The 26,765-nt window shown below is 65.6% G+C and carries 24 protein-coding genes and 1 tRNA gene; 17 read left to right on the top strand and 8 right to left on the bottom strand.

Annotated features, from left to right (window positions below; all coding sequences use genetic code 11):
* The first annotated feature begins 555 nt into the window (after positions 1–555).
* Positions 556–1,713, top strand: a complete 1,158-nt coding sequence (locus WJ16_RS10770) for a sensor histidine kinase (RefSeq protein ID WP_069258032.1) — start codon at positions 556–558, stop codon at positions 1,711–1,713.
* 238 nt (positions 1,714–1,951) lie between these two features.
* Here the strand turns inward: WJ16_RS10770 and WJ16_RS10765 are convergent, their stop codons facing one another.
* Positions 1,952–3,574, bottom strand: a complete 1,623-nt coding sequence (locus WJ16_RS10765; protein ID WP_069257043.1) for an NAD(P)/FAD-dependent oxidoreductase — start codon at positions 3,572–3,574, stop codon at positions 1,952–1,954.
* 321 nt (positions 3,575–3,895) lie between these two features.
* Positions 3,896–4,699, bottom strand: a complete 804-nt coding sequence (locus WJ16_RS10760) for an inositol monophosphatase family protein (RefSeq protein ID WP_011352522.1) — start codon at positions 4,697–4,699, stop codon at positions 3,896–3,898.
* Between the two features lie 281 nt (positions 4,700–4,980).
* Here WJ16_RS10760 and WJ16_RS10755 point away from each other — a divergent pair, with 281 nt between their 5' ends.
* A complete protein-coding gene (locus WJ16_RS10755) occupies positions 4,981–5,805 on the top strand; it encodes an RNA methyltransferase (protein ID WP_069257042.1) in 825 nt (274 codons plus the stop codon).
* Between the two features lie 313 nt (positions 5,806–6,118).
* The gene (gene cysE, locus WJ16_RS10750) at positions 6,119–6,892 is read left to right on the top strand and encodes a serine O-acetyltransferase (RefSeq protein ID WP_069257041.1); all 774 of its coding nucleotides are present in this window, start codon (positions 6,119–6,121) and stop codon (positions 6,890–6,892) included.
* 48 nt (positions 6,893–6,940) lie between these two features.
* Here the strand turns inward: cysE and WJ16_RS10745 are convergent, their stop codons facing one another.
* From WJ16_RS10745 to WJ16_RS10730, 4 genes are all read right to left on the bottom strand, one after another.
* A complete protein-coding gene (locus tag WJ16_RS10745) occupies positions 6,941–7,741 on the bottom strand; it encodes a UDP-2,3-diacylglucosamine diphosphatase (RefSeq protein WP_069257040.1) in 801 nt (266 codons plus the stop codon).
* Positions 7,742–7,764: 23 nt separating this feature from the next.
* The gene (locus WJ16_RS10740) at positions 7,765–8,256 is read right to left on the bottom strand and encodes a peptidylprolyl isomerase (protein WP_069257039.1); all 492 of its coding nucleotides are present in this window, start codon (positions 8,254–8,256) and stop codon (positions 7,765–7,767) included.
* 88 nt (positions 8,257–8,344) lie between these two features.
* The gene (locus WJ16_RS10735) at positions 8,345–8,926 is read right to left on the bottom strand and encodes a peptidylprolyl isomerase (RefSeq protein ID WP_011352517.1); all 582 of its coding nucleotides are present in this window, start codon (positions 8,924–8,926) and stop codon (positions 8,345–8,347) included.
* Positions 8,927–8,965: 39 nt separating this feature from the next.
* Complete coding sequence (locus WJ16_RS10730; protein ID WP_069257038.1) at positions 8,966–9,688, bottom strand: tetratricopeptide repeat protein; 723 nt, start codon at positions 9,686–9,688, stop codon at positions 8,966–8,968.
* Positions 9,689–9,922: 234 nt separating this feature from the next.
* Here WJ16_RS10730 and cysS point away from each other — a divergent pair, with 234 nt between their 5' ends.
* The 11 genes from cysS (at position 9,923) to cyoD (ending at position 22,945) form a co-directional block, all read left to right on the top strand.
* Positions 9,923–11,320, top strand: coding sequence for a cysteine--tRNA ligase (cysS, locus tag WJ16_RS10725; RefSeq protein WP_069257037.1), 1,398 nt, complete (start codon positions 9,923–9,925; stop codon positions 11,318–11,320).
* 43 nt (positions 11,321–11,363) lie between these two features.
* Positions 11,364–12,191, top strand: coding sequence for a DNA-3-methyladenine glycosylase family protein (locus WJ16_RS10720; protein ID WP_069257036.1), 828 nt, complete (start codon positions 11,364–11,366; stop codon positions 12,189–12,191).
* A 103-nt stretch (positions 12,192–12,294) separates the two neighbouring features.
* A complete protein-coding gene (locus WJ16_RS10715) occupies positions 12,295–13,266 on the top strand; it encodes an acetyl-CoA carboxylase carboxyltransferase subunit alpha (protein ID WP_006478433.1) in 972 nt (323 codons plus the stop codon).
* A gap of 46 nt (positions 13,267–13,312) precedes the next feature.
* The gene (tilS, locus tag WJ16_RS10710) at positions 13,313–14,734 is read left to right on the top strand and encodes a tRNA lysidine(34) synthetase TilS (RefSeq protein WP_069257035.1); all 1,422 of its coding nucleotides are present in this window, start codon (positions 13,313–13,315) and stop codon (positions 14,732–14,734) included.
* 342 nt (positions 14,735–15,076) lie between these two features.
* A complete protein-coding gene (locus WJ16_RS10705) occupies positions 15,077–16,330 on the top strand; it encodes an aspartate kinase (RefSeq protein ID WP_069257034.1) in 1,254 nt (417 codons plus the stop codon).
* A gap of 110 nt (positions 16,331–16,440) precedes the next feature.
* Positions 16,441–16,534 (top strand) — tRNA-Ser (locus WJ16_RS10700).
* Positions 16,535–17,299: 765 nt separating this feature from the next.
* Positions 17,300–18,829: a complex I subunit 4 family protein gene (locus WJ16_RS10695; protein ID WP_069257033.1), complete on the top strand. Its 1,530-nt coding sequence runs from the start codon at positions 17,300–17,302 to the stop codon at positions 18,827–18,829.
* 277 nt (positions 18,830–19,106) lie between these two features.
* A complete protein-coding gene (gene cyoA, locus WJ16_RS10690) occupies positions 19,107–19,994 on the top strand; it encodes a ubiquinol oxidase subunit II (RefSeq protein ID WP_069257032.1) in 888 nt (295 codons plus the stop codon).
* Between the two features lie 3 nt (positions 19,995–19,997).
* A complete protein-coding gene (cyoB, locus tag WJ16_RS10685; RefSeq protein ID WP_069257031.1) occupies positions 19,998–22,004 on the top strand; it encodes a cytochrome o ubiquinol oxidase subunit I in 2,007 nt (668 codons plus the stop codon).
* Positions 22,004–22,612 carry a cytochrome o ubiquinol oxidase subunit III gene (gene cyoC, locus WJ16_RS10680; RefSeq protein ID WP_069257030.1) on the top strand — a complete coding sequence of 203 codons (609 nt, stop codon included), beginning with the start codon at positions 22,004–22,006 and terminating at the stop codon, positions 22,610–22,612. The genes cyoB and cyoC overlap by 1 nt, the downstream gene beginning before the upstream one ends.
* Positions 22,613–22,945, top strand: a complete 333-nt coding sequence (gene cyoD, locus WJ16_RS10675) for a cytochrome o ubiquinol oxidase subunit IV (protein ID WP_069257029.1) — start codon at positions 22,613–22,615, stop codon at positions 22,943–22,945.
* Positions 22,946–23,047: 102 nt separating this feature from the next.
* Here cyoD and WJ16_RS10670 read toward each other — a convergent pair whose 3' ends face one another.
* Positions 23,048–23,347 (bottom strand): DUF4148 domain-containing protein, encoded by a 300-nt coding sequence (locus WJ16_RS10670; protein ID WP_069257028.1) that lies wholly within the window; start codon positions 23,345–23,347, stop codon positions 23,048–23,050.
* A gap of 216 nt (positions 23,348–23,563) precedes the next feature.
* Here WJ16_RS10670 and WJ16_RS10665 point away from each other — a divergent pair, with 216 nt between their 5' ends.
* Genes WJ16_RS10665 through WJ16_RS10655 form a run of 3 tightly spaced genes read left to right on the top strand, consistent with a single transcriptional unit; the run spans position 23,564 to position 26,326 of the window.
* Positions 23,564–24,238 carry a response regulator transcription factor gene (locus tag WJ16_RS10665; protein ID WP_069258031.1) on the top strand — a complete coding sequence of 225 codons (675 nt, stop codon included), beginning with the start codon at positions 23,564–23,566 and terminating at the stop codon, positions 24,236–24,238.
* Between the two features lie 11 nt (positions 24,239–24,249).
* Positions 24,250–25,641, top strand: a complete 1,392-nt coding sequence (locus WJ16_RS10660; RefSeq protein ID WP_069257027.1) for a sensor histidine kinase — start codon at positions 24,250–24,252, stop codon at positions 25,639–25,641.
* A gap of 19 nt (positions 25,642–25,660) precedes the next feature.
* The gene (locus tag WJ16_RS10655; RefSeq protein ID WP_069257026.1) at positions 25,661–26,326 is read left to right on the top strand and encodes a response regulator transcription factor; all 666 of its coding nucleotides are present in this window, start codon (positions 25,661–25,663) and stop codon (positions 26,324–26,326) included.
* Positions 26,327–26,399: 73 nt separating this feature from the next.
* On the opposite strand, the gene WJ16_RS10650 is transcribed toward WJ16_RS10655, so the two are convergent.
* Positions 26,400–26,660 (bottom strand): DUF4148 domain-containing protein, encoded by a 261-nt coding sequence (locus WJ16_RS10650; RefSeq protein ID WP_069257025.1) that lies wholly within the window; start codon positions 26,658–26,660, stop codon positions 26,400–26,402.
* Positions 26,661–26,765 lie beyond the last annotated feature (105 nt).

Below are 26,765 nucleotides of genomic sequence, written 5' to 3'. Positions count from 1 at the left end.
AAATGGAGTGCCAACCCCGACACGCGGGTTGTGGTCGGCAATTTGGATCGTGACGGTACGGATTCGTTGATCGAATGTCGGACGTTCAGTCCATTTGCCCGATCGGAGGTCGTGACGTGAATGAATCGATCTGCCGCCTGATTTTGGGCTGGGCCTGCATCGCAGGCGGCATCACGATGTCCGCAGTCATCGCATTTCGTCCCGAACGGCTATTGACCTTCTATTGCAGGTCAAGGGCCTGGCGATGGTATTTCAGGTTTATTTTCAACGTGTCGGCAGAGGACATCGGGTCCGCCAGAATGGTTCGACTATTCAGACTCCAGGGGGCGTGGGGCTGGCGTTCTTTTGTATCCCGATTGTTTTCTTCCTGTTCCATGTGTAGAACGGTGCCGCCTCCCGCTCTGGGCAACCGTTCAAATCGTCATACGGTAGTGCGTATCCGACGGCGAAACCATGCGCGGTTATCGATGTAATCGGCCTTCGACCGCCGGTATTCGCATGATATTGTGAGGACCCGCAGAAGAATCCGCTGTTCATTCCGGTATGAGGGGCGACATGCGTCTATCCGATTTCATTGTTCGGAACATGGAACCGATCCTGGTGCAGTGGGAAGCGTTTGCCGCCACGCTGCTGCCGGCCGCGAGGACCATGGACTCGCACGGGCTGCGCGACCACGCGCGTCAGATCCTGGAGGCCGTGGCCAAAGACATCGGTACCCCGCAAACCAGGGAGGAGCAGCGCGAAAAATCGCTGGGACGCGCTCCCGAACCGTTGGATGCCAAGGAAACGGCCGCGCAGACACATGCCGTCCTGCGCGCCCGGCGAGGCTTCAACATCAACCAGCTGGCGGCCGAGTATCGGGCGCTGCGTGCCAGTGTGCTGCGCTTGTGGATCGACGCGTGCCAGCCGAGCGCACCTGATCTGGACGACATGATTCGCTTCAACGAGGCGATCGATCAGACGCTCGCCGAATCGGTTGCCTTTTTTACCGAGCAGGTCGAGCAGGCCCGCAACCTGTTGCTCGGCATGCTGGGCCACGACATGCGCACGCCGCTGCAGACCATTCAGATGACCGCGTCCTATCTTGCGGCGCTCAATGCGGGCGAGGCAATCTCGGAGGCCGCCGCCCGGTTGATCAGAAGCGGTGGCCGCATGCAAAGTCTTCTCGACGATCTCTGCGACTTCAATCGAACCCAGCTCGGGCTAGGGATCAACGTCGTCCCTCGCAATACGGATCTCGCGCACGTCCTCGCCAATGTGATCGACGAAGTGCAGGCAGCCCATCCGAATCGCAAGATCGACATCGACGTGAGCGGCGATCTGCAGGGTGAATGGGATGATCAGCGGCTGCAGCAACTCCTGAGCAATCTGGTGAGCAACGCCGTCACGTATGGGGCGCCCGATGCGCCCGTCCGGGTGATGGCGACGTCGGACGACACCGAGGTGCGGATCGAGGTGGGGAATAGCGGGCCCGCCATCGATCGTCTCACGCTCAACCGCATCTTCGATCCGCTTCAGCGTGGCGCCGGCCAATCCGAAAGAACCGACAACAAAGCCGGATTGGGGCTCGGCTTGTACATCGCCAGCGAGATTGCCAAGGCACATCGCGGTCGTATTGACGCGCGGTCAGATCAGACGGAAACGGTATTCGCGGTGCGCCTGCCGAGGGGCGTGCGAAATGAGCTTCCCGGAACCCGAGTCGAGCCGCAGTAACGCAGCGTGGCCTTCCCGCTCACGCCTTGTCAGAGTCGGCGCAGGGACGACTGCATCGTTGGCGTGACGGTTGCAGGTGCTGCCGTGGGTCGGGTGCGCGTGTGACCGGGAAACGTTGCTTTGGCTGCCCAGGTTTGCCGGCAGCCTCGCGCACCCGTTCGACCTCGCTTGCCGACGGACAGGCGGGAATCGACATCGCTCGGCACGCGGACCTGCGCGCACCGAGCGGCGTGGTACATCAGTCCGCGTGCGCCGACATCATGTCGAGCGCCACCGCCTGCGCGACTTCGATCCCGTCGATGGCTGCCGAGTAGATGCCGCCCGCATATCCGGCGCCTTCACCCGCCGGATACAGGCCGTCGACGTTCACGCTCTGGTAGTCGTCCTTGCGTCGAATCCGGATCGGCGACGACGTGCGCGTCTCGACACCGGTGAGCACTGCATCGTGCATCGCGAAGCCGGCGATCTTCTTGTCGATCTCGGGCAGCGCTTCGCGGATCGCCTCGATCACGTAGTCGGGCAGCGCGGTGCTGAGGTCGGTCGGGTTCACGCCCGGCTTGTACGACGGCTCCACCGAGCCCAGCGACGTCGACGGCCGGCCTGCGATGAAATCGCCGACCAGCTGGCCCGGCGCGCGATAATCGCCGCCGCCGAGTTCGAACGCACGCTCTTCCCATTTGCGCTGGAACGCGATGCCGGCCAGCGGGCCGCCAGGGTAGTCGTCCGGCGTGATGCCGACGACGATGCCCGCATTCGCATTGCGCTCGGCCCGCGAATACTGGCTCATGCCGTTGGTGACCACGCGGCCCGGCTCGGAGGTGGCCGCGACCACCGTGCCGCCCGGGCACATGCAGAAGCTGTAGACGGCCCGGCCATTGCTGCAGTGGTGGACCACCTTGTAGTCGGCCGCGCCGAGCTGCTTGTGCCCCGCGAACTTGCCGAAGCGGCTGCGATCGATCAGCCCCTGCGGATGCTCGATGCGAAAGCCCAGCGAGAACGGCTTGGCTTCGATATAGACGCCGCGATCGTGCAGCATCTGGAAGGTGTCGCGCGCGCTGTGGCCCACGGCCAGCACCACGTGGTCGCACGGCAGCGTTTCGCCGTTCGACAGCTTGAGCGCGCGCACCTTGCCCTGATCGATCTCGATGTCGTCGACCCGCGTTTCGAAACGCACTTCGCCGCCCAGTTCGTGGATCGACGCACGCATCTTTTCCACCATGCTGACGAGGCGGAACGTGCCGATGTGCGGCCGGCTCAGGTACAGGATGTCTTCCGGCGCGCCGGCCTTGACGAATTCGTCCAGCACCTTGCGGCCGTAGTGATGGGGATCCTTGATCTGGCTGTACAGCTTGCCGTCGGAAAACGTCCCGGCTCCGCCTTCGCCGAACTGCACGTTGGACTCGGGGTTGAGCACGCTCTTGCGCCACAGGCCGAAGGTGTCCTTGGTGCGCTCGCGCACGGCCTTGCCGCGTTCGAGGATGATGGGGCGGAAACCCATCTGCGCGAGGATCAGCCCCGCGAACAGGCCGCACGGCCCCATGCCGATCACGACCGGGCGCTGGAAATTGCCGTGCTCGGGCGCCTTCGTGACGAAGTGGTACGCCATGTCGGGCGTCACGCCGCAATGCGGCTTGCCGGCGAGGCGCTTGATCGCGGCCGCTTCGTCGGCGACTTCGACATCGACGATGTACGTGAGCTTGATGTCGGCGCGCTTGCGCGCATCGTGCGCACGGCGGAACACGGTGTAACGGAGGAGCCCGTCCTCGGCCACGCCAAGCTCCGCGAGGCGCGCGCGAACGGCGGCCTCGAGCGCGCTTTCGGGGTGATCGAGGGGGAGTTTGATTTCGCTTAGCCGTAACATGGGGACTCGGATGCGATTGCCACGGCGTCGTGGCGGTGTTGATACGGGCTGGGGCCGGCAGGCCGGCGGTATGGTCCGCCGTGCACGCATGCCGGACGCAAGCCCTTCATGGTCGCTGCGGGAGCGGCGGCGCAGGCGGCAGTCCGTCGGCCGGCCGCCACCCCGCGAGCCACTCGGGCAACTTCAGGATAGGCGTACGCGGCGACCGTCGTGCGGGAAGATTGTCCGCCTCCCGGCAACCGGGAGGCGAACGGCGCGCCGTCATGACGATGCCCGCGGGCGATGCATGCGAAAGCCGCGCCGGGCGGGCGCGGCCGGGGCTTACTCCGCCGCCGGATGCACGCGCGTGTAACCCTTCAGGATCGGGATCATCTGCGCGTAGATCTTCGGGTTCGCGGCGACGATTTCATGGCGATGCAGGAAATCGGCGTCGCCCGTGTAGTTGCCGACGAGGCCGCCGGCCTCGGTGATCAGCAGGCTGCCCGCTGCCATGTCCCACACGTTGATGCCTTGCTCGAAGAACGCGTCGAGGCGGCCGGCCGCGACGTTCGCGAGATCGAGTGCGGCCGCGCCCGGGCGGCGCAGGCCCGTGCAGGCCTGCGTCATTTCGGTGAAGAGGCGCGCGTAGGCGTCGAGGCCGTCCTTTTCGCGGAACGGGAAGCCCGTGCCGACCAGCGCGTCCGACAGGCGGTCGCGGCGGCCGACGCGGATGCGGCGGTCGTTCAGGTACGCGCCGCGGCCGCGGGTGGCCGTGAACAGATCGTTCTTGTTCGGATCGTAGACGACCGCCTGCGTGACGACGCCCTTGTGCTCGAGCGCGATCGATACGCAGTAGTACGGGAAGCCGTGGATGAAGTTGGTCGTGCCGTCGAGCGGATCGATGATCCACTTGAATTCGGATTCGTTTTCCGATTCGCCCGATTCTTCCGCGAGGATCGCGTGGTCGGGGTACGCAGTCTTCAGCGTCTCGATGATCGCGTCTTCGGCGGCCTTGTCCACTTCGGTGACGAAGTCGTTTTGCTGCTTCTTGCGAATCTCGATCAGGTCGAGATCGAGGGACGCACGATTGATGATCTGTCCGGCGCGGCGCGCAGCCTTGACAGCGATGTTGAGCATGGGATGCATGAGCCTGGATCCTGTAGCCGGCGGCACGGGCCGCCACGAAGTGGAACGACCGCCCGGCACGGCGCAAAACGTGGCAGGCGAGGTGAGACGCGAATTGACAAAGAACGGGGTACGACCCGCGCCGCACGTTATGCGACGCGTAAAGGCATGATTTTACCCGATTTTTGGCGGTTTCAGGTGACCGGAATACGGGGAAACCCCCACTATCCATCTGGACGAGTGGGTTTGCCGCGGCGATGGCGATACCATACGGCCATTCTGACGAACCGAGTCGTATCGTAGTGGAAACCCCGCAGAACACCGCCGCGCCGGCCAAGCCGGGCGCGGCCTCGTCCCTGCCGCCGTCCGGCGGCTTCACGTCCACCCGTTTCGTGCTCGTCGAGCCGAGCCATCCCGGCAATGTCGGGGCGGCCGCCCGCGCGCTGAAGACGATGGGCTTTTCGCGTCTCGTGCTGGTCGCGCCGCGCGTGCCGCACGTGCAGAGCGACCCCGAGGCGATCGCGATGGCCAGCGGCGCGGACGACGTCCTCGCGTCCGCGCACGTCGTGCCGACGCTGGGCGAAGCGCTGTCCGGCGTTCACTGGTCGATTGCGCTGACCGCGCGCACGCGCGAATACGGGCCGCCGCGCCTCGCGCCGCGTGCCGCGGCCGCGCAGGCGTGCGCCCAGGTCGGCACGGGCGACATCGCGCTCGTGTTCGGCAACGAGCGCACGGGCCTCGCGAACGAGCACGTCGAGCAGTGCAGCGCGCTCGCGCACATTCCCGCGAACCCGGCCTACAGTTCGTTGAATCTCGCACAGGCCGTGCAGGTGCTCGCGTACGAGTTGCGTGTCGCGTTTCTCGATCAGGCGAGCGCGCCGTCGGCGCAACCGTCGGCCGAAACCGGCACGCTTGCGCAGAGCGACGAGATCGAGCGGATGTACGCACACCTCGAGAACGCGCTGGTCGCGCTCGATTTCCTCGATCCGCGCAACCCGAAGAAGCTGATGCCGCGGCTGCGACGCCTGTTCGCGCGCACGGGCCTCGAGCGCGAAGAGGTCAACATCCTGCGCGGTGTCGCGAAGCACATCCTGTTGAAATCGGGCAAGCCGGGCGGCGACGCGTAAGCCTGGTCGTCAGTCGGCGGCGCGGGTCGCGGGTTTCCCGGCGCACGGGAAATCTTCCCGTCGAACAGATGTGCCGCCGGGGCCGCCGCAAGCGCCGGGGCAGATCGCTCCCCCGGTCGACCCTCCCGCGAACAAACCCGACGGCAGCAGGCGTTCCGCCTGAATACCCCCGTCGTCGGCGGGGTGAACGCGCGGGCTCGTGCGGCCGTGTGCGACTCGCCCTACAATCGCCAAACCTCATAAGTAAATGACCCGGCGCGATAAGGGTCGGCCATGGCCGGCGACGCGCGCGGGCTTTTTCCCGGACCACATCATGTTCACGAGACTGCGCGAAGACGTCGCAACGATTCGCGAGCGGGATCCCGCCGCTCGCAGTGCGTGGGAAGTGCTGACCTGTTATCCGGGGCTGCATGCGCTCGTGCTGCACCGTTTCGCGCACGCATGCTGGCGCGCGAAGCGCTACTGGCTCGCGCGTTTCGCGTCGCAGGCCGGCCGTTTCCTGACGGGGATCGAGATCCACCCCGGCGCGACGATCGGCCGGCGCGTGTTCATCGATCACGGGATGGGCGTCGTGATCGGCGAGACGGCGATCATCGGCGACGACTGCACGATCTATCAGGGCGTGACGCTGGGCGGCACGTCGCTCACGCGCGGCGCCAAGCGCCATCCGACACTCGAGGCCGGCGTGATCGTCGGGGCGGGCGCGAAGGTGCTCGGCGGCTTTACTGTCGGCGCGGGGGCGAAGATCGGTTCGAACGCGGTCGTCGTGAAGCCGGTGCCAGCAGGCGGCACGGCGGTCGGCAATCCGGCGCGCATCGTGATGCCGGCGCAGCCGAAGCCGCAGCCCGAACGCGCGGCGTTCTGCGCATACGGGATCACGCCGAATGCCGATGATCCGATGTCGCTCGCGATTCACGGGCTGATCGATCACGCGGCGAAGGAAAGCCGTCGCGTCGACGAGATCGTCGCGGCGCTCGAACGGCTCGGCACGCATCTGGAAACGCTGCAGGGCGCCGACGCGGCGCGCCTCGATCTGCGTCGCCTGTCGGCCGTGCTGGAAGGCAGGTCGGTCGAACGTCAGACCTGATTCAATGAACGTTCGCGGCTGCCGGTCGGTGCGGCGGCAGCGGCGGCGTCAGTCGAGCGGCATCGCGTGGATGCCTTCCGCGTCGACGCGCAGGTACCCGCCGCGCGGCTTGCCGTGGTCGAGATCCCAGTCGGGCAACACCCAGCGGATACCACCGGGTTCCATGTGCCGGGCAGGGCGGTGCGTGTGGCCGTGAATGATCACGCTCGCGCGACTTTTCCGGAACAGCGCGGCCACGCCTTCGCGCGTGACATCGTAGATGGCCGACGCAGGGCGCATCCGGCCCGCTTCGCTGTTCGAGCGCATGCGCTGCGCGAGCCCGCGGCGCCAGCGGAGCGGCCATGCGAGAAACAGCCATTGCATGGCGCGGTTGCGTGCGAAGCGGCGGAACACCTGATAGCCGCGGTCAGCCGTGCATTGCGCGTCGCCGTGCGCGAGCACGATGCGCTGGCCGAACGCCGTGATCAGCGAAGGGTCGGGCAGCAGCATCGCACCGGCTGCCTTCATGAAGCGCCGGCCGAGCAGGAAATCGCGGTTGCCGTGCATCACGTAGAGCGCAATGCCGCGCTCCGAAAACGTATGCATCAGCGCGGCCATGCGTGCCGCGAACGGATCGTCGTCGAGGATGTCGTCGCCGATCCAGTATTCGAACAGGTCGCCGAGGATGAACACCGAGTCGGCGCTGTCGGCGGTGTATTTCACGAAATGCTCGAACGCGGCGACCGTCTTCGGAATCGCTTCGCTCAGGTGCAGATCGGAGAGAAACAGGAACGGGCGTGCGGCTTGCGCGTATTCGCGCTCGCCCGGCACGCCCGCGGAGACGCTTCGCGGCGGACTTTCCTGCAACATCGAAGTGCCTCCGTAACCGTGCGTCAGACCACGACGGCCTTTTCGATCACGACGTCGTCGGTCGGTACGTCCTGATGGAAACCGGCGTTGCCCGTCTTGACGCCCTTGATCTTGTCGACCACGTCCTGGCCTTCGACGACCTTGCCGAACACGGCGTAGCCCCAGCCTTGCGGCGTCGGCGACGAGTGGTTCAGGAAGTCGTTGTCGTTCACGTTGATGAAGAACTGGGCGGTGGCCGAGTGCGGATCGTTCGTGCGCGCCATCGCGACCGTGTAGTTGTCGTTCTTCAGACCGTTGTTCGCCTCGTTGTCGATCGGCGCGTCGGTCGGCTTCTGCTTCAGGCCCGGCTCGAAGCCGCCGCCCTGGATCATGAAGCCGTTGATCACGCGATGGAATACGGTGCCGTCGTAGTGGCCCTTCTTCACGTAGTTCAGGAAGTTCTCGACCGTCTTCGGTGCCTTCTCGGCGTCGAGCTCGAGCTTGATCACGCCGTGGTTCGTATGCAGTTCAACCATGATGAATTCCTTCGATGAGGCGGTTTAAATGGCACGCGGCCGGTCGTGCGACGCGGCCGCGTGAGGCGCCGGACGGGCCGGCAGGTTCTTACTTCGAGACGATGCTGGCCGATTCGATCACGATCGGTTGTGCGGGCACGTCCTGCATCGGGCCGCGCGAGGTCGTCGCGACGCCTTCGATCTTCTTCACGACGTCGAGACCCGACACGACCTTGCCGAACACCGCATAGCCGTTGCCGTCCGGGTTCGGGTAGTCGAGGCCGCTGTTGTCGACCGTGTTGATGAAGAACTGCGCGGTGGCCGAGTTCGGATCGCTCGTGCGCGCCATCGCGATCGTGCCCGTCAGGTTCTTCAGACCATTGCGGCTTTCCAGCGGGATCGGCGCGCGGGTCGGCTTCTCCTCGAAGTTGGTCTTGTAGCCGCCGCCCTGGATCATGAAGCCCTTGATCACGCGATGGAAGATCGTGCCGTTGTACTGGCCGGCCTTGACGTAATCGAGGAAGTTGGCGACGGATTTCGGCGCCTTCTCCGGATAGAGCTCGACGCGGATGTCGCCCTGCGAGGTCTTCAGCTGCACGACGGGGTGCGCGGTAGCCGATTGCGCGAACGCAGGTGCGGTCGCGGTCGCGAGAAGGGCGGCGCCGCCAAGCGCCAGCAACAGACGTTTCATTGCGATCCTCAGGTTGGGAGGGAGGGAAGGCCGCGCCGCTTATTGCGACGGCGCGACGTACGGCGCCGCCAGTGCGCCCGACGGACCGTTGAACTGGAACGTCGGCGACATCGGCAGCGTGGTGGTGCTCACGTTCGCGGCGGCGCGGTCGGTGTAGTCGCGCGTGGCCGGGGTGGTCGCGCGGGCGTTCGGCGCGGCCTTCGGCGGCGACACGATCTTCTGGAGATCGGCGAGGCGCTGCGCGGTCGCGCCGCTCGTGCGGCCGAGCGATTGCGCACGCTTGTACGACTCGGCCGCGAGGCGCAGGTAAAGATCGCCGAGGTTCTCGTACGCGAGCGAGTAGCTCGGGTTCGATTGCGTCGCCGTGACGAGCGCGGTGCGCGCTTCGTCGTAGCGGCCGTGCTTCGCGTAGAGCGCCGCAAGGTTGTTGTACGGCTCGGGCAGTTCGGGGTACGCCTGCGTGATCGCGACGAACTGCTGGATCGCGTCGTCGTCGCGGTTCAGGCGGGCCAGCACGGTACCGCGCTTGAATTGCGCCTGAAGGTCGTGCGGGTTCGACGCGATGCGCGCGTCGAGCTGCGCGAGCGCCTGCTTCCACTGCTTGCCGGCGATCGACGCGTCGATTTCGGGGGTGCCGTCGGCGGTGGCCGGGGCCTTCTGCGCATGCGCCGCGGGAGCCGCGAAAAGCGTCAGCGCGACGCCCATGACGGTGGTCGCAACGAGGGTCGCAGCGCTGCGCGCGCGGCCGCGATGAGGTTTCATAGGCGTAAATCGGAATGTTATACTCCGACCCATTCTAACAAAACGTCTGCGCGTTCCGGCGAGCGGCGGACAGTCTTTCTTTGCCTCTCGTGGCCGTCACCGCTGTGCTTGCAGCCTGACCGCCCCATGTGATATCGAGGACGCTCGGCCTGGGGCCGCAGCAGATGGTCCGTCCGTTTCGCATGCTGGGCGAGCTTCGCCAGGGCGGTTTCCTTCGGCTCACGGTTCATCTCTATGGAATCACTGCGCATCTACAACACGCTCGCGCGTGACAAGCAAGTCTTCGTGCCGCGCCATCCCGGCGAAGTGCGGATGTACGTATGCGGCATCACCGTATACGACTATTGTCACGTGGGCCACGCGCGCATGCTGGTCGTGTTCGACCTCGTCCAGCGCTGGTTGCGTGCGATCGGCTATCGAGTCACGTATGTGCGCAACATCACCGACATCGACGACAAGATCATCCGCCGCGCGGTCGAGAACGGCGAGACGATCAAGTCGCTGACCGACCGGTTCATCGGCGCGATGCACGACGACGAAAGCGCGCTCGGCATCCAGCGGCCCGACATCGAGCCGCGCGCGACCGAGTTCATTCCGCAGATGCTCGGCATGATCGAGACGCTCGAGACGAACGGCTACGCGTACCAGGCGACCGACGGCGACGTCAATTACTCGGTGCGCAAGTTCGCGAACTACGGGAAGCTGTCGGGCAAGTCGCTCGACGATCTGCGCGCGGGCGAACGCGTCGCCGCGAACGACGCGAAGGAAGATCCGCTCGACTTCGTGCTGTGGAAGCGCGCGAAGCCGGAAGATCCGGAAGGCACGTCGTGGGCGTCGAAGTACGGGATGGGGCGCCCGGGCTGGCACATCGAGTGCTCGGCGATGGGCTGCACGCTGCTCGGCGAGCATTTCGACATTCATGGCGGCGGGCAGGATCTGCAATTCCCGCACCACGAGAACGAGATCGCGCAGAGCGAGGGCGCGACCGGCCAGACGTTCGTCAATTACTGGATGCACAACGGCTTCGTGCAGGTCGACAACGAGAAGATGTCGAAATCGCTCGGCAACTTCTTCACGATCCGCGAAGTGCTCGAACGGTACGACGCCGAGGTCATGCGCTTCTTCATCGTGCGCACGCATTACCGTTCGCCGCTCAATTACAGCGACGTGCATCTCGACGATGCGCGCGCGTCGCTCACGCGCCTCTATACCGCGCTGAAGGATGTCGAGGCCGACACGCTCGCACTCGACTGGAACGAGCCGCATGCGCAGCGTTTCGCGGCCGCGATGAACGACGACTTCAACACGCCGGTGGCGGTGGCGACGCTGTTCGAGCTGGCGGGCGAGGTGAATCGCACGCGCGACGCGTCGCTCGCGCGGCAACTGAAACAGCTGGCGGGCCTGCTCGGCCTGCTGGGCCGCGAACCGCGCGCGTTTCTGCAGCAGGCGTCCGGCGCCGCGCAGGCGGGCGGGCTCGCCGCCGACGAGATCGAAGCGAAGATCGCCGCGCGTGTCGCGGCGAAGCAAGCGAAGGACTATGCCGAAGCGGACCGGATCCGGGCGGAACTGCTCGAGACCGGTATCGCACTTGAAGACAAACCGGGCGGATCGACCGAATGGCGTCGCGTATGAGCGCGGTGCGTTCCACTGACCGATCCGTCAGGTAGGAGGCAAGATGGCAACGGCCAGAAAAGCGCCGGTCAGGCGCGCGACCCCTGTCGCCGCGCGTCCGGCAGCCAAGCGCGTGCCGGCGGCGAAGCCGGACGCGACGCGCGCCGTGCCGAACGGCGCGCTCAACGGTCACGCGCAGCCGGCGGCCGCGCAGCCGGCCGCCGATGCGGCCCGCAAGGCCCGTGCGTCCGAAGCGGACGGCGAGGAGGTCGTCGTGCGTCCTGCATACTGGGACAAGGCATGCGCCGACCTCGTCAAGCGCGACCGGATTCTGAAGAAACTGATTCCGAAGTTCGGTCCCGCGCATCTCGTGAAGCGCGGCGACCCGTTCGTCACGCTCGCGCGCTCGGTGGTCGGCCAGCAGATTTCGGTGCCGTCCGCGCAGTCGCTGTGGGCGCGCATCGGAGATGCCTGCCCGAAACTCGCGCCGCAGCCGGTGATCCGGCTCGGCGCGGACAAGCTGATCGCGTGCGGGCTGTCGAAGCGCAAGACGGAATACATCCTCGATCTCGCGCAGCATTTCGTGTCGGGCGCGCTCCACGTCGACAAATGGACGTCGATGGACGACGAGGACGTGATCGCGGAGCTCACGCAGATCCGCGGCATCAGCCGCTGGACGGCCGAGATGTTCCTGATCTTCAATCTGTCGCGGCCGGACGTCCTGCCGCTCGACGATCCGGGCCTGATCCGTGCGATCAGCGTCAATTATTTCAGCGGGGAACCCGTCACGCGCAGCGAGGCGCGGGAAGTCGCGGCCAACTGGGAGCCGTGGCGCACCGTCGCGACCTGGTACATGTGGCGCAGCCTCGATGCGCCCGACGCCGACGCCTGAGCAGCGGCTATCGGGTTTTAAACATCAATAGTTGAGAGCCGGTTTTGCGCATCGCCCGCGCGGGTAGAATACGCGCTGCCGCAAGACCCAAGGATTCGAACACATGAAGACCACGTTTCTGGATTTCGAACAGCCGATCGCCGAACTCGAGGCCAAGATCGAAGAACTGCGATTCGTGCAGGACGACTCGGCTGTCGACATTTCGGAAGAAATCGAGCGGCTGTCGAAGAAAAGCCAGCAACTGACGAAAGATCTCTACGCGAACCTGTCGCCGTGGCAGGTGTCGCAGATCGCCCGGCATCCGCAGCGTCCGTACACGCTCGATTATGTTGCGGAACTGTTTACCGATTTTCACGAGCTGCACGGCGACCGTGCGTTCGCGGACGATCTGTCGATCGTCGGCGGCCTCGCGCGCTTCGGCGGTCATCCGTGCATGGTGATCGGGCACCAGAAGGGCCGCGACACCAAGGAACGCGCCGCGCGCAACTTCGGGATGCCGCGTCCGGAAGGCTATCGCAAGGCCGAGCGCCTGATGCGTCTTGCCGAGAAGTTCGGGCTGCCGATCTTCACGTTCGTCGACACGCCGGGCGCGTACCCGGGCATCGGCGCGGAAGAGCGCGGCCAGTCGGAGGCGATCGGCCGGAACCTGTACGTGATGGCCGAGCTGAAGACGCCGATCATCACGACGGTGATCGGCGAGGGCGGTTCGGGCGGTGCGCTCGCGATCGCGGTGGCCGACACCGTGATGATGCTGCAGTTCTCGACCTACTCGGTGATTTCGCCGGAAGGCTGTGCGTCGATCCTGTGGAAGAGCGCCGCGAAGGCGCCGGAAGCCGCGGAAGCGCTCGGCCTGACCGCGCACCGCCTGAAGGCGCTCGGCCTGATCGACAAGATCATCAACGAGCCGCTCGGCGGCGCGCATCGCGATCCGAAGGGCATGGCGGCGCTGCTGCGCCGCGCGCTCGCCGATTCGCTGCGCCAGTTCCAGGGGATGAGCATCGATGCGCTGCGCGAGCGCCGCTTCGAACGCCTGATGGCCTACGGCAAGTTCAAGGAAACCACGCCGGGCGCATGACCGGCTGCGTCTTCCCTACGCGCGCCGCAGCGCGCGTGTCCCGATCGTGATCCCACCGACCGAATTCTCCGCCGACCGCGTCGTTCTCGACGCGGTCGGCGTTGCGCTTTCCGGCATGCCGTCCGATGCGCGCATCGCGATCGCCTACAGCGGCGGCCTCGACTCGACGGTGCTGCTCGACGCCGCCGTGCGCGTCGCGGGCGCGTCGCGCTGCGTCGCGCTGCACGTCCATCACGGGCTGAGCGCGAATGCCGACGCGTGGGTCGAGCATGCGCAGGCGAGCGCGGCCGCGCTCGGTGTCGCATTCGAATCGATGCGCGTCGACGTGCCGCGCGACAGCGGCCTCGGCGTCGAGGCGACGGCGCGCGAGCGGCGCTATGCGGCGCTCGACGAGATGTGCGAGCGCCACGGCGCCGCCGCGCTGTGGCTCGCCCAGCATGCGGACGACCAGGCCGAGACCGTGTTGCTGCAGTTGTTGCGCGGCGCGGGGATTGCCGGGCTTGCCGCGATGGCGCCGCGTTACCGCCCTGACGGCGTGCGCGTCGAGCGCGTGCGTCCGCTGCTGCGATTGTTGCGTGCGCAACTGGAGCGCTATGCGGCACAGCACGATCTGCAATGGATCGACGACGAATCGAACAACGACACACGCTATGCGCGCAATGCGCTGCGTATCGACGTGCTGCCCGCGCTGGCCGTGCATTTCCCGGGTTTTCGCGATGCGCTCGGCCGGGCGGCCCAGCATGCGGCGGCCGCGCAGCGGCTGCTTGACGACCTGGCCGAACTGGATTTCGCCGTCGCCGCGCGCGATGACGGCCGTGCGCTGTCGCGCGACGCGCTGGTCGGATTCGACGATACGCGCGGTGCGAACCTGCTGCGCTTCTGGATGCGCCGGCTCGGTTTGCCGGGCGCGTCGGCCGCCCGGCTCGCCAACATGATGCGACAGCTGCGTGCCACGAACGTCGCGCATGCGCTGCGCGTCGATCACGCGGGGCAATGCCTGCGCCTTTATCGCGACGTCGTCTACTGGGAAGCGGGCGACAGCAGCGACCCGGCCGACGACGGCACGGGGACGCCGCATCCGGAAGCGGTGCTCGCATGGAACGGGCAGGAAGTCTGGCACCTGCCGGGATGGCGCGGCACGTTCGTGTTCGCGCCGGCCGAAGCGGGAAGCGCGGACGCGGTGCCGGAGGCGCTGCTGCGCGGCGCGCGGCTGGCAGCACGCGCCCGTGCGGGCGGCGAGCGGATGCGCACGACGCCGGGCGGCCCCGGCCGTACGCTGAAGAACCTGTTCCAGGAGCGCGGCGTGCCCGCATGGCAGCGCGACGTGCCGCTGCTGTTCGCCGGCGACCGGCTGATCTTCGTGCCGCGCGTCGGCGTGAATCGCGATGACGGCGTGCCCGGCGGCGGGGCAGCCGGTGACGGCGCATGGCGCCGGATCGAGTGGCGTCCGGACATGCTGATCGCCTGATCTCGGCAGGCTGCCGGCGGCGCGACGGCGCGCGCATTTTCACCATTTGGTAAACAGCGCCGGAACGGCTTCGGACGCGGCGAGCGGCTTGTCAAGCGGGCCTCTATCGGGTACGCTCGGACGTTTGCTCGGCTCGATTTTTGAGCGATTTGTGCAGGTTTTCCGCGTGACGTACCCGGTTTGCGCGGCCTGATCGGCCTTCCGGGCAAATTCCGTCACGCTTGCGTGTTGCGTCCCAGCCGTCCCTCTCGTCGTCCGTCCACAGCCACAAGCCGCGTGACCGAACGGCTACGCGGCCTGCCCAGCGCGCCCGTGCGGTTTCTCCTCCAGTTCAGAACGACAATGGCACTCATCGTACACAAATACGGCGGCACTTCGATGGGCTCGGTCGAGCGCATCAAGAACGTCGCGAAACGCGTCGCAAAATGGCATCAGGCCGGGCACCAGATGGTGGTGGTGCCTTCGGCGATGTCCGGCGAAACCAACCGTCTGCTCGGTCTCGCGAAAGAGATTTCGAGCCAGCCGAGCCCGCGCGAGCTCGACATGATCGCGTCGACCGGCGAGCAGGTCAGCGTCGGCCTGCTGTCGATCGCGCTGCAGGAAATCGGCGTCGAGGCCGTGAGCTACGCGGGCTGGCAAGTGCCGATCAAGACCGACAGCGCGTTCACGAAGGCGCGCATTCACTCGATCGACGACGAGCGCGTGAAGGCCGATCTGAATGCGGGCAAGGTCGTGATCATCACGGGCTTCCAGGGCGTCGATCCGGACGGCCACATCACGACGCTGGGCCGCGGCGGCTCGGATACGTCGGCGGTGGCGGTCGCGGCGGCGCTGGGTGCCGAAGAGTGCCTGATTTATACGGACGTCGACGGCGTCTACACGACCGATCCGCGCGTGGTCGAAGAGGCGCGACGCCTCGATCGCGTGACGTTCGAGGAAATGCTGGAAATGGCGAGCCTCGGCTCGAAGGTCCTGCAGATCCGCTCGGTCGAATTCGCCGGCAAATACCAGGTGAAGACGCGTGTGCTGTCGAGCCTGACCGATCCGCTGATTGCGCTCGACGAAGAAATGCGCTCGGGCACCCTGATTACTTTTGAAGAAGACGAGACCATGGAAAAGGCAGTCATTTCCGGCATCGCGTTCCAGCGCGACGAAGCACGCATTGCTGTGATGGGCGTGCCCGACAAGCCGGGCATCGCATATCAGATCCTCGGCCCGGTCGCGGATGCGAACGTCGACGTCGACATGATCATCCAGAACCAGAGCGTCCAGGGCAAAACCGACTTCACGTTCACGGTCGGCCGCGGCGACTACCAGAAGGCGATGGACATCCTCACCAACCAGGTGAAGGGCCACGTGAACGCCGAGCACGTGCAGGGCGACCCGAAGGTGTCGAAGGTGTCGGTTGTCGGCGTCGGCATGCGTTCGCACGTGGGCGTCGCGAGCAAGATGTTCCGCACGCTGTCGGAAGAGGGCATCAACATCCAGATGATCTCGACGTCCGAAATCAAGATTTCGGTGCTGATCGACGAGAAATACATGGAGCTGGCCGTCCGCGCGCTGCACAAGGCATTCGAACTCGACCAGGCATCGTGAATTTTTCGTGATGCATTGAAGAAAATGCATCACGGAAATTGACGGGCGGTTCGAAACCCTATATTATTTCGTTCTCGTCGCACTGCCTCCCTGGTGCGAGCGAAAGTTTGGGAGACGTGGCCGAGAGGTCGAAGGCACTCCCCTGCTAAGGGAGCATCTGGGCCAAAACCTGGATCGAGGGTTCGAATCCCTCCGTCTCCGCCAAAAGCGGTGACAAAGCCCCGCAAGTTCTCGGACTTGCGGGGCTTTTTCTTTTTCCGGCCCGGCGCTGTCGCGCGCTCGACACGCAATGCGGCCGGATCTCTCGTCCGTTGCGAAGTCGGCAGCTGCCTGCTGCAAACGACATGATCGATGCGCGCCATCCCCGTCGATGCGACGATGCTCGCTACGTCGCCGCTCCACGTCATGCGTACGCACCGCTTCATCGATTTCCCATTGCGACCCGATCATCACCGCGCGATGACGACGCGCACATGCGGTTCCCCGCGTCATCGTCGAATGCGATCGGAAGCGTGAAGCGAGCGGGTGGGGCGACCCCGGCCGGCCGCGCACAATGCGGAATGAAATAAAAATGAAAGTATTGCTGTAAGGAATTCGAGCCGCGCGCTGACCATTCCCTCGGGCATCGATAAGCTCAATCCGACCCTCGGAAATGCGTGGCTCGCGTCAAAAATGCGGCACTGCGTCGATTTCCGCCCTCGACCTCATTCGCCAATACAAAAAATTACTCATAAAAATCAGAAGCATAGAGCGGAGTGGAAAATCGATGTTCTGCTGCGCTGCAGAAAATAATCAATCGCCTTATGCTGGTTAACCCGATCGCATTTGAGCAGCGTCAAGTTATCCGCTGACGCCGCTTTACATTTTGCCAACACTGGCGATTCACGAAATCTATCTGTCGATTCGATTTCGTTCCTTTCGTCTCGCCTGTCACCGATGCAGTGCGCGACTTCATCAAGGCCTGTTGACATGCATGATTTCCCCTTCCTGAGCCTGGCCATCTGGGCTCCGATCCTGTTCGGCGCCGGTCTGCTGCGCGCCGGTTCCGACCGTCATCCCCGTCGAACGCGGCTGATCGCGCTCATCGGTGCGCTGGTGGGGCTTGCCGCCGTCGTTCCGCTCGTCGCCGGTTTCGACGCGCATTCGGCCGCGATGCAGTTCGTCGAAAGCCGCAACTGGCTGGCGGCCTTCAATTCCGGATGGCGGGTCGGCATCGACGGCGCGTCGCTGTGGCTCGTCGTGCTGACCGCATTCACGACCGTCGTGGTCGTGGTGGCGTCGTGGGAATCGGTCACGGTGCGCGTCGCGCAGTACTACGCGTCGTTCCTGATCCTGTCGGGGCTGATGGTCGGCGTGTTCGTCGCACAGGACGGACTGCTGTTCTTCATCTTCTTCGAGGCGACGCTGATACCGCTGTACCTGCTGATCGGCACGTGGGGGCGCGAGCGTCGCGTGTACGCGGCCGTGAAGTTCTTCTTCATCTCGTTCGCCGGCTCGCTGCTGCTGCTGATGGCGATGCTCTACCTGTACGCGCAGTCGCATACGTTCGACATGGCCGTGTGGCGTACGCTGCAGCTCGGCTTCGCGCCGCAGTTACTGGTGTTCATCGGGTTCTTCGCCGCGTTCGCGGTCAAGGTGCCGATGTGGCCGGTCCACACGTGGCTGAGCGACGTCTACACCGACGGCCCGACCGGCGCCGCGCTGATGCTCGCGATGCTCAAGCTCGGCGGCTACGGGTTCCTGCGCTTCGCGCTGCCGGTCACGCCCGATGCGAGCCACTTCTTCGCGCCGGCCGTGATCGCGCTGTCGCTGTTCGCGATCGTCTATGCGAGCCTGATCGCGCTCGCGCAGACCGATCTCGGCAAGCTGCTCGCGTATTCGACGGTCGCGCATATGGGGATCGTCACGCTCGGGCTGTTCCTGTTCAACCGGATCGGCGTCGAAGGCGCGATCGTGCAGCTCGTGTCGTACGGCTTCGTCGCGGGCGCGATGCTGTTGTGCGTGAACGTGCTCGTCGATCGCACGAAGCAGCGCGAGATTGCCGCGTACGGCGGTGTCGCGGGCGTAATGCCGCGTTTCGCGACCTTCACGGTGCTGTTCGCGATGGCCAACGTCGGCCTGCCGGGCACGTCGGGCTTCGTCGGCGAGTTCATGGTCATCATGGGCGCGATCCGTTTCAACTTCTGGATCGGCGCCATCGCGGCGCTCACGTTGATCCTCAGCGCGTCGTACACGCTGTGGATGCTCAAGCGCGTCGTGTTCGGCAAGGTCGCAACGCAGCGGATCGCGAAGCTCGCCGACCTGAACCGTCGCGAGATCGTGATGTTCGCGTCGCTCGCGCTGATCGTGCTCGCGGTCGGCATCGATCCGAAGCCGTTCACCGACGCTATCGATCCGACCGTCGGGCGGCTGATCGAAGACGCGAGCCATTCGAAGCTGCCGACCGGGGACGGCCCCGCGCAGCCGCTGCCGTCGTACATGGCGTCGACGCACGGCTGATCGCGGTATGGCGCGCGAGCAGCGCGCAACGCGCATCGCACGGCGGTGCAGTAGTTGCGTGCGCATCGATCGAGGCCAGGCACGACGCGCGCCGGGCCGGTTTCCGGCTGCGTGAAATTGCCCCGCGACAATGTGTCTCACGGCAGATTCTGCAATGATGATTTGCCGCATTGGCTGGTTTTTCATCGCACTCGCGCGACGTATGATTCGGCCACTTTCGTGGATCGAATGCGCATCGGGCATACGCAAACGGATTCAATGACCCTCGGGCTGTGTGATGAAAAGAAAAGCTTCAAAAGGCGGGGCGGCGCTGATGTCGATCGGCGCGGCTTTGAGCCTGTCAGGCTGTAATTTAGATGTACTAAATCCGAAAGGAAGCGTGGGTGCCGCCGAAAAGGCGCTGATCGCGACGTCCACCTGGGCGATGCTGATCGTCGTCGTACCGGTGATCCTGCTGACGCTGTGGTTCGCGTGGCGTTACCGCGCGTCCAACCGCAACGCCACCTACGCGCCGAACTGGTCGCACTCGACTGCGATCGAGGTCGTGATCTGGACGGTGCCGACACTGATCATCCTGTTCCTCGGCGTGCTCACGTGGAAGACCACGCACGAGCTCGATCCGTACAAGCCGCTCGAATCGTCGGTGAAGCCGATCGACGTCGAGGTGGTCGCGCTCGACTGGAAGTGGCTGTTCATCTATCCGGAGCTGGGCATCGCATCGGTGAACCAGCTCGCGATCCCGGTCGGCACGCCGGTGAACTTCCGCATCACGTCGGATTCGGTGATGAACTCGTTCTTCATCCCGCAGCTCGGCGGCCAGGTCTATGCGATGGCCGGCATGCAGACGCGCCTGCACCTGATCGCCGACGAGCCCGGCAACTACGCGGGCACGTCCGCCAACTTCAGCGGCCGCGGCTTCTCCGACATGAAGTTCCGCACGCTCGCCGAGCCGCGTGAGCAGTTCGATGCATGGGTGCAGAAGGTGAAGGCATCGCCGGAGCGGCTCGACGCGACCGTGTACGGCACCGTCGCGCAGCCGAGCGAGAAGGCGCCGGTGCGCTACTTCTCGTCGGTGGACCCGCGGCTCTTCCACAACATCATCGCGAAATACAACGATGGCCACGTCCTCGACCTGAAGGACGCCGCCTGCGGCACGAAGGGGTAACGCATGTTCGGCAAACTCACACTCTCGGCGATCCCGTTCGATCAGCCCATCATCATGGGGGCCGGCGCCTTCATGGGGCTGGTCGTGCTGGGCATCCTCGCCGCGCTGACGATCACCGGCCGGTGGAAATGGCTTTGGACGCAATGGCTGACCACGGTCGACCACAAGAAACTCGGCGTGATGTACATCATCGTCGCGCTGATCATGCTGCTGCGCGGCTTCGCCGACGCGATCATGATGCGCATGCAGCTCGCGCTCGCGTACAACGCGCCCGGCTACCTGCCGCCGCACCACTATGACCAGATCTTCACCGCGCACGGCGTGATCATGATCTTCTTCATGGCGATGGTGTTCATGGTCGGCCTGATGAACCTGGTCGTGCCGCTGCAGATCGGCGCGCGCGACGTCGCGTTCCCGTTCATCAACTCGCTGTCGTTCTGGATGACGGCGGTCAGCGCAATCCTGATCAACGTGTCGCTCGTGATCGGCGAATTCGCGCAGACGGGCTGGCTCGCGTACCCGCCGCTGTCGGAGCTGCAGTTCAGTCCGGGGGTAGGGGTCGACTACTACCTGTGGGCGCTGCAGATCTCGGGCGTCGGCACGCTGCTGACCGGCGTGAACTTCTTCGTGACGATCATCAAGATGCGCGCGCCGGGCATGACGCTGATGAAGATGCCGGTGTTCACGTGGACGGCGCTCTGCACGAACGTGCTGATCATGGCATCGTTCCCGATCCTGACCGCGACGCTCGCGCTGCTCGGCCTCGACCGCTACCTCGGCATGCACTTCTTCACGAACGAAGCCGGCGGCAACGCGATGCTGTACCTGAACCTGATCTGGGCGTGGGGCCATCCGGAGGTGTACATCCTGATCCTGCCTGCGTTCGGGATCTTCTCGGAAGTCATCGCGACGTTCGCGAAGAAGCCGCTGTTCGGCTACAAGACGATGGTGTACGCGACCTGCGCGATCATGGTGCTGTCGTTCCTCGTGTGGCTGCATCACTTCTTCACGATGGGCTCGGGTGCGAACGTGAATGCGTTCTTCGGGATCATGACGATGATCATCGCGATTCCGACCGGCGTGAAGGTGTTCAACTGGCTGTTCACGATGTACCGCGGCCGGATCGAATTCACGACGCCCGTGCTGTGGACGATCGGCTTCATGGTCACGTTCACGCTCGGCGGCATGACCGGCGTGATGATGGCGATTCCCGGCGCGGACTTCGTGCTGCACAACAGCCTGTTCCTGATCGCGCACTTCCACAACGTGATCATCGGCGGCGTGCTGTTCGGTTATCTCGCGGGCTTCAACTACTGGTTCCCGAAAGCATTCGGCTTCAAGCTGAACGAGAAGCTCGGCAAGGCCGCGTTCTGGTTCTGGCAGGTCGGCTTCTACGTCGCGTTCGTGCCGCTCTACGTGCTCGGCTTCATGGGCATGACGCGCCGCCTGAACCACTACGACAACCCGGCGTGGCATCCGTGGCTGCTGGTCGCCGCGTTCGGCGCGGTGCTGATCGCGATCGGCATTGCGTGCCAGCTGCTGCAGCTGGTGGTCAGCATCCGCAACCGCCACCTGCCCGAGTATCGCGACACGACGGGCGATCCGTGGGGCGGCCGCACGCTGGAGTGGGCGACCTCGTCGCCGCCGGCCGATTACAACTTCGCGGTGATCCCGCAGGTGCGCACGCTCGACGCGTATGCGGACATGAAGGCACGCGGCGAAGGCCGGCCGGACCCGGCGTCGATCCGCGACATCCACATGCCGTCGAATACCTGCGCGGGCCTCGTGATCGCGGTCTTCAGCCTGGTGCTCGGCTTCGCGCTGGTGTGGCACATCTGGTGGATGGCGATAGGCGGGCTCGTCGGGATCGTCGCGACGCTCGTGATCTACAGCTCGCGCGACAACGACGGCTATTACATTCCCGCGTCGACGGTGCGGAAGACCGAAGACAGGCAGCCGACGAAGCGCGTGGCCGCGCGCGTCGACGACGTCGAACTGGAGGCCAACTGATGTTGCAGAAAACCTTGAGCGCAACCCTGCTCGAGCACGACGACCATCCGCCGTCGCATTCGGTGTTCGGGTTCTGGCTGTACCTGATGACCGACTGCGTGATCTTCGCGGCGCTGTTCGCGACGTTCGCGGTGCTCGGCCACCAGTACGCGGGCGGGCAGACCGCGAAGGACCTGTTCGACATTCCGGGCGTCGCGGTGGAAACCGCCGCGCTGCTGCTGTCGAGCATCACGTACGGCTTCGCGATGCTCGCCGCATACAAGCAGCGGCGCGGCGCGCTGCTCGCGTGGCTCGCGGTGACGTTCGTGCTCGGCGCGGCGTTTCTCGCGATGGAGCTGCGCGAGTTCTCGCACCTGATCGCGGAAGGGGCGGGCCCGCAGCGCAGTGCGTTCCTGTCGGCGTTCTTCACGCTGATCGGCACGCACGGGCTGCACGTGACGGCCGGCCTGCTGTGGATGATCGTGCTTGCCGGGCAGATCGTGTTGCGCGGCGGCGACCTGACCGATCGCGACCTGCGACGCCTGACGTGCCTGAGCCTCTTCTGGCACTTCCTCGACATCGTGTGGATCTGCGTGTTTTCCTTTGTCTATCTCGCGAGCGTGATCTAAATGGCCCATTCGCATTCGTCTCAACTCGAAGAAGGGCACGGCAGTGTCGGCGGCTACGTCGCCGGCTTCATCCTGTCGGTGCTGCTCACGGCCGCGTCGTTCGGCCTCGTGATGGGCGGCGCGCTGTCGCCGCACGCGTCGCTGATCGCGCTGGCCGTGCTCGCGTTCGTGCAGATCGTCGTGCATCTCGTGTACTTCCTGCACATGAACGGCTCGTCGGGCCAGCGCTGGAACGTGATGGCGTTCAGCTACACGGTGCTGACGGCGGCGATCCTGATCGTCGGCACGTTGTGGGTGATGCACAACGTCAGCATGAACATGATGTCGCGCTGAGCGGCATCCACGCGCAGCGATCGATATCCATGCGTGTGTTCATGAAAAAAGGCGGCACGCGCGTGCCGCCTTTTTTCGTCCGTGTCGCGCCGCGTAGCGGGATCAGTGTCGAGCGCCCGCGTCGGCGGTCAGCGCATGCGAGCAGTCGGCGCGGTACTCGGCGGCGAGCCGCTGTTTCGCACCGTCGAGATCGTCGGGATAGTACGGGCTCGCGTGTGCCGGCTCGTAGCCGACCTGTTCGAGTTCGCTCAGCTCGCGCACGAGGTCCGCACGCGTGACGTCGTGGCCGGTGTGGACGAACGGATACGCGTTGCATTGCTGCGGGGTCAGGTGAGGTGCCGCGAGTGCGGCGCCGCTCGCGCATGCGAGCAGCATGCAGGCGACGGTAGTCGACAGTTTCATCCGGTAGCTCCTGGTTTCGCGGCCCGATGCCGCATGACGTCAGCGTAGGCGGTGCGCGCGACGGCGCGGGCGACGCACGGATGAAACATGTTTCACCCGTACGCGGTGGCGCCTGATGAAGCAATTTTCATGAAAGGCAGGACGGCAACCGGCTCGTCTACGATAGTTGCGGGCGCATCGCATGCGCCCGTCATGACGTTCATTGCGAGGGCAACGATGCGAGTACTCACGGTCGAGGACGATGCGGTGACCGCGAACGAAATCGTCGGCGAACTGGTCGCACGCGGGTTCGAGGTCGACTGGATCGACAACGGCCGCGAAGGGATGATGCGCGCGATGAGCGCATCGTACGACGCGATCACGCTCGACCGGATGCTACCGGGCGTGGATGGCCTCGCGATCGTCACCGCGATGCGTACGGTCGGTATCGATACGCCGGTGCTGATGCTGAGCGCGCTCGGCGACGTGGATGAGCGTATCCGCGGGCTGCGCGCGGGCGGCGACGATTACCTGACGAAACCGTTCGATTCGGGCGAACTGAGCGCGCGCATCGAAGTGCTGCTGCGCCGCCGGCAGGCATCGGGCGTGCCCCAGCAGACGCTGTTGAAAGTCGGGGCGCTCGAGCTCGACCTCATTTCGCGCTGCGCGCGGCGCGGAGGCGACGAGATTCAGCTGTTGCCGACCGAGTTCCGCGTGCTCGAATTCATGATGCGCAACGCGGGGCAGACGATCACGCGCACGATGCTGTTCGAGGCCGTGTGGGGCTATCACTTCGATCCGGGCACCAACCTGATCGACGTCCACATGGGCCGGTTGCGCAGGAAGATCGATCCGCCGGGCGCGGACCCGATGATCCAGACGGTGCGCGGCTCGGGCTACATGCTCGCATGACGGAGGCCCGGATGGATGCGGCTCGCGCGGCGAACTTCACGCGCCGCTGGCACACGACGACGTTTCGCTGGCTGTGCGCGTATGCGGCGATCTTCTCGGTGTCGCTGCTGCTGCTCGCGGGCGTGATCAGCGTGGCCGCGACGCACACGATGGCGCGCGATACCGACGAAGTGCTCGCATGGCAACTGATCTATTTCGATTCGATTCCCGATGCCGAACTGCCGCTCGCGATCCACCGGCGGCTCGAGCACGAGCACATGCATACCAGTTTCTACGGGCTGTTCGATGCGAACGGGCGCCGTGTGGCCGGGGATATCGCGACACCGCCCGCGCTGCGCGCGGATCGCAACGGACGCACGTTGAACCGCACGCTTGCGCCGCTCGACGGCCAGCCCGCACCGATCACGCGTGCGATGGCCGTACGCCGCGACAACGGGATGACGCTGGTCGTCGCGCGCGACCTGTCACATTTCATCCAGATTCGCGACGTCGCGATCCGCGGGCTCGTGATCGGCGGCGTGATGATCCTGATCGCGGGCATCGCGGGCGGCAGCATGCTCGGCATGCGGCAGATGCGCCGTGTCGCCGCGATCCGGCGCGTCACGCGGCAGATCGCGGAAGGCAATCTCGGCAAGCGGCTGCCGGTCGGACGCTACGACGAACTCGACCTGCTCGCGCATCTCGTGAACCACATGCTCGACGAAGTCGAGCGGCTGATGGGGGAGGTGCGCCATACCTGCGACGGTATCGCGCACGACCTGCGCACGCCGCTCGCACGCGTGCACACGATGCTGGCCCGGCTCGCGGAGCAGCCGTTTTGCGCGGACGACCCGGCGTCGTCGGCACTGCTCGCGTCGGCGCGCGACGAGACCGACCGGCTGCTCGAACGCTTTCGCGCGATGCTGCGGATCTCCGAGATCGGCACGCTGAGCCGGCGCGGCGGCTTTGCCGCCGTCGACGTCGCGGCATTGCTGCACGACGTATGCGAGCTGTACGAACCGCTGGCCGAAGCCGTGGACGTGTCGTTCGAACTCGACGTGGCATCGGTCGAGCGCATTCACGGCGATCGCGCGTTGCTGTTCGAGGCCTTCAGCAATCTCGCGGACAACGCAATCAAGTTCACGCCACCGGGCGGCCGCGTGCGCGTTGCGCTCGATGCGGCGCCGGGCGGGCCGCTCGTCCGGTTTGAAGACACAGGGCCCGGGATCCCGCCCGGCGAACGCGACGCGGTGCTCGAGCGCTTCTATCGAGGCGAGCGCACGCGCCATGTGAGCGGCTCGGGGCTGGGGCTGAGCATCGTGTCGGCCGTGATGCGCGTGCACGGCTTCGCGTTGCGGATCGGCGATGCGCCGCTGGCCGGGGCGGCGATCACGGTCGAATGCTGGCCGCGCTCGCTCGCGTGACGACGTCGGAGACCGGTCGATGCGCATCCTGCTGATTGCGTCGCCGAATCCGGAAGCGGCGCGGCTCGACAAGGCATTTCGCGAAAGCATGCATGGTGTCGAGCGTGTCGACGGATGGCGCGACGGCTGCTTCGTGGCGACGCAGGACCGGTTCGACGCGATCGTGATCGTTGCGCCCGACCCGGCTGCGGGCCCGGCTATCCTCGATGCATTGCCGCGACTTGCCGCATCGGCCGCGGGCGCGACGATCGCCGCGATCGTTGCCGGCACGACGCCCGCGCAACGCGCACGGATGCTGCAGGCCGGTTGCGACGTGTGTCTTGCCCATCCCTGTTCGTTCGTGGAACTGCACGAGCGGTTGCGCGCGCTGTGGCGCCGCTCGGGCGTCATCGCGATACGCGAGCCGGTCCGGCTCGACGCGGCCACGCGCGCACTCGAAGAGCGTGGCCGGAAGCTGGCGCTCAGCACACGGGAATTCCGGCTCGTCGAATGCCTGCTGCGCGAAGCGGGGCGACCGGTGGGGCGCGATGCCGTGCTGCGTTATGCGTGGGGCGATGCCGACGTCGAACCCGAGACGGTCAATGCGCTGGTCGTGCGGCTGCGGCGCAAGCTGGCCGCGCACGCTTTTTCCGCGCGTATCGAAACGGTTGCGCGATTCGGATTCAGGTTCGACGCGGGCGAGTGACGACGCGGTATGGCGCCGTGCTCGCGGATGTCACGCACGCCGCGCGTCGCGCGGCGTGCGCGAATGCGTGCGGTCAGTGCGAATAGAGTTCGCGGTCGAGCTGCGCGAGCTGGCCGTCGCGTTCGGCCTCGACGAGTTCGCGATAGACCTGTGCGCGAGTCAGCGGCGTTGCCGCCCGCGCATTCCATGCCGGTTGTGCCGACGACGACGGTGCGGCCGCAGCCGCGGCGAGCGTCTGCGTCGCAGTCGCGGTGTCGTGCTGCGTGGCGCCGGCCCGGCCGGGCAGCGCGACGCAGAGGGCGCAGAGCAGGGTAGCGAACATCAGTGTCTTCATGGCGTGCTCCTTTCAGGTGACGGTGGCGGGCGCCGCGATGGCGATGCCGGCAGGATCGACGTTATCGGGCGCGCCGGTTCGGGCGGCCGGCACGCCGATGAAGAA

This window comes from Burkholderia metallica (assembly GCF_001718555.1).
Lineage (GTDB): Bacteria > Pseudomonadota > Gammaproteobacteria > Burkholderiales > Burkholderiaceae > Burkholderia > Burkholderia metallica.
The sequence above is the reverse complement of the archived record's forward strand: the minus strand, read 5'-3'. Positions and strand labels throughout refer to the sequence as shown.

What these genes read in the sequence shown, in the direction of transcription:
- WJ16_RS10660 (WP_069257027.1), top strand. Translation starts at nt 24,250, where the DNA reads ATGGATGCGGCTCGCGCGGCGAACTTCACGCGCCGCTGGCACACGACG.
- WJ16_RS10715 (WP_006478433.1), top strand. Translation starts at nt 12,295, where the DNA reads ATGAAGACCACGTTTCTGGATTTCGAACAGCCGATCGCCGAACTCGAG.
- WJ16_RS10650 (WP_069257025.1), bottom strand. Translation starts at nt 26,660, where the DNA reads ATGAAGACACTGATGTTCGCTACCCTGCTCTGCGCCCTCTGCGTCGCG.
- WJ16_RS10655 (WP_069257026.1), top strand. Translation starts at nt 25,661, where the DNA reads ATGCGCATCCTGCTGATTGCGTCGCCGAATCCGGAAGCGGCGCGGCTC.
- cyoA (WP_069257032.1), top strand. Translation starts at nt 19,107, where the DNA reads ATGAAAAGAAAAGCTTCAAAAGGCGGGGCGGCGCTGATGTCGATCGGC.
- WJ16_RS10745 (WP_069257040.1), bottom strand. Translation starts at nt 7,741, where the DNA reads ATGTTGCAGGAAAGTCCGCCGCGAAGCGTCTCCGCGGGCGTGCCGGGC.
- WJ16_RS10760 (WP_011352522.1), bottom strand. Translation starts at nt 4,699, where the DNA reads ATGCATCCCATGCTCAACATCGCTGTCAAGGCTGCGCGCCGCGCCGGA.
- cysS (WP_069257037.1), top strand. Translation starts at nt 9,923, where the DNA reads ATGGAATCACTGCGCATCTACAACACGCTCGCGCGTGACAAGCAAGTC.
- WJ16_RS10720 (WP_069257036.1), top strand. Translation starts at nt 11,364, where the DNA reads ATGGCAACGGCCAGAAAAGCGCCGGTCAGGCGCGCGACCCCTGTCGCC.
- cysE (WP_069257041.1), top strand. Translation starts at nt 6,119, where the DNA reads ATGTTCACGAGACTGCGCGAAGACGTCGCAACGATTCGCGAGCGGGAT.
- WJ16_RS10735 (WP_011352517.1), bottom strand. Translation starts at nt 8,926, where the DNA reads ATGAAACGTCTGTTGCTGGCGCTTGGCGGCGCCGCCCTTCTCGCGACC.
- WJ16_RS10765 (WP_069257043.1), bottom strand. Translation starts at nt 3,574, where the DNA reads ATGTTACGGCTAAGCGAAATCAAACTCCCCCTCGATCACCCCGAAAGC.
- cyoB (WP_069257031.1), top strand. Translation starts at nt 19,998, where the DNA reads ATGTTCGGCAAACTCACACTCTCGGCGATCCCGTTCGATCAGCCCATC.
- WJ16_RS10730 (WP_069257038.1), bottom strand. Translation starts at nt 9,688, where the DNA reads ATGAAACCTCATCGCGGCCGCGCGCGCAGCGCTGCGACCCTCGTTGCG.
- WJ16_RS10740 (WP_069257039.1), bottom strand. Translation starts at nt 8,256, where the DNA reads ATGGTTGAACTGCATACGAACCACGGCGTGATCAAGCTCGAGCTCGAC.
- WJ16_RS10665 (WP_069258031.1), top strand. Translation starts at nt 23,564, where the DNA reads ATGCGAGTACTCACGGTCGAGGACGATGCGGTGACCGCGAACGAAATC.
- WJ16_RS10695 (WP_069257033.1), top strand. Translation starts at nt 17,300, where the DNA reads ATGCATGATTTCCCCTTCCTGAGCCTGGCCATCTGGGCTCCGATCCTG.
- cyoD (WP_069257029.1), top strand. Translation starts at nt 22,613, where the DNA reads ATGGCCCATTCGCATTCGTCTCAACTCGAAGAAGGGCACGGCAGTGTC.
- WJ16_RS10705 (WP_069257034.1), top strand. Translation starts at nt 15,077, where the DNA reads ATGGCACTCATCGTACACAAATACGGCGGCACTTCGATGGGCTCGGTC.
- WJ16_RS10770 (WP_069258032.1), top strand. Translation starts at nt 556, where the DNA reads ATGCGTCTATCCGATTTCATTGTTCGGAACATGGAACCGATCCTGGTG.
- WJ16_RS10670 (WP_069257028.1), bottom strand. Translation starts at nt 23,347, where the DNA reads ATGAAACTGTCGACTACCGTCGCCTGCATGCTGCTCGCATGCGCGAGC.
- cyoC (WP_069257030.1), top strand. Translation starts at nt 22,004, where the DNA reads ATGTTGCAGAAAACCTTGAGCGCAACCCTGCTCGAGCACGACGACCAT.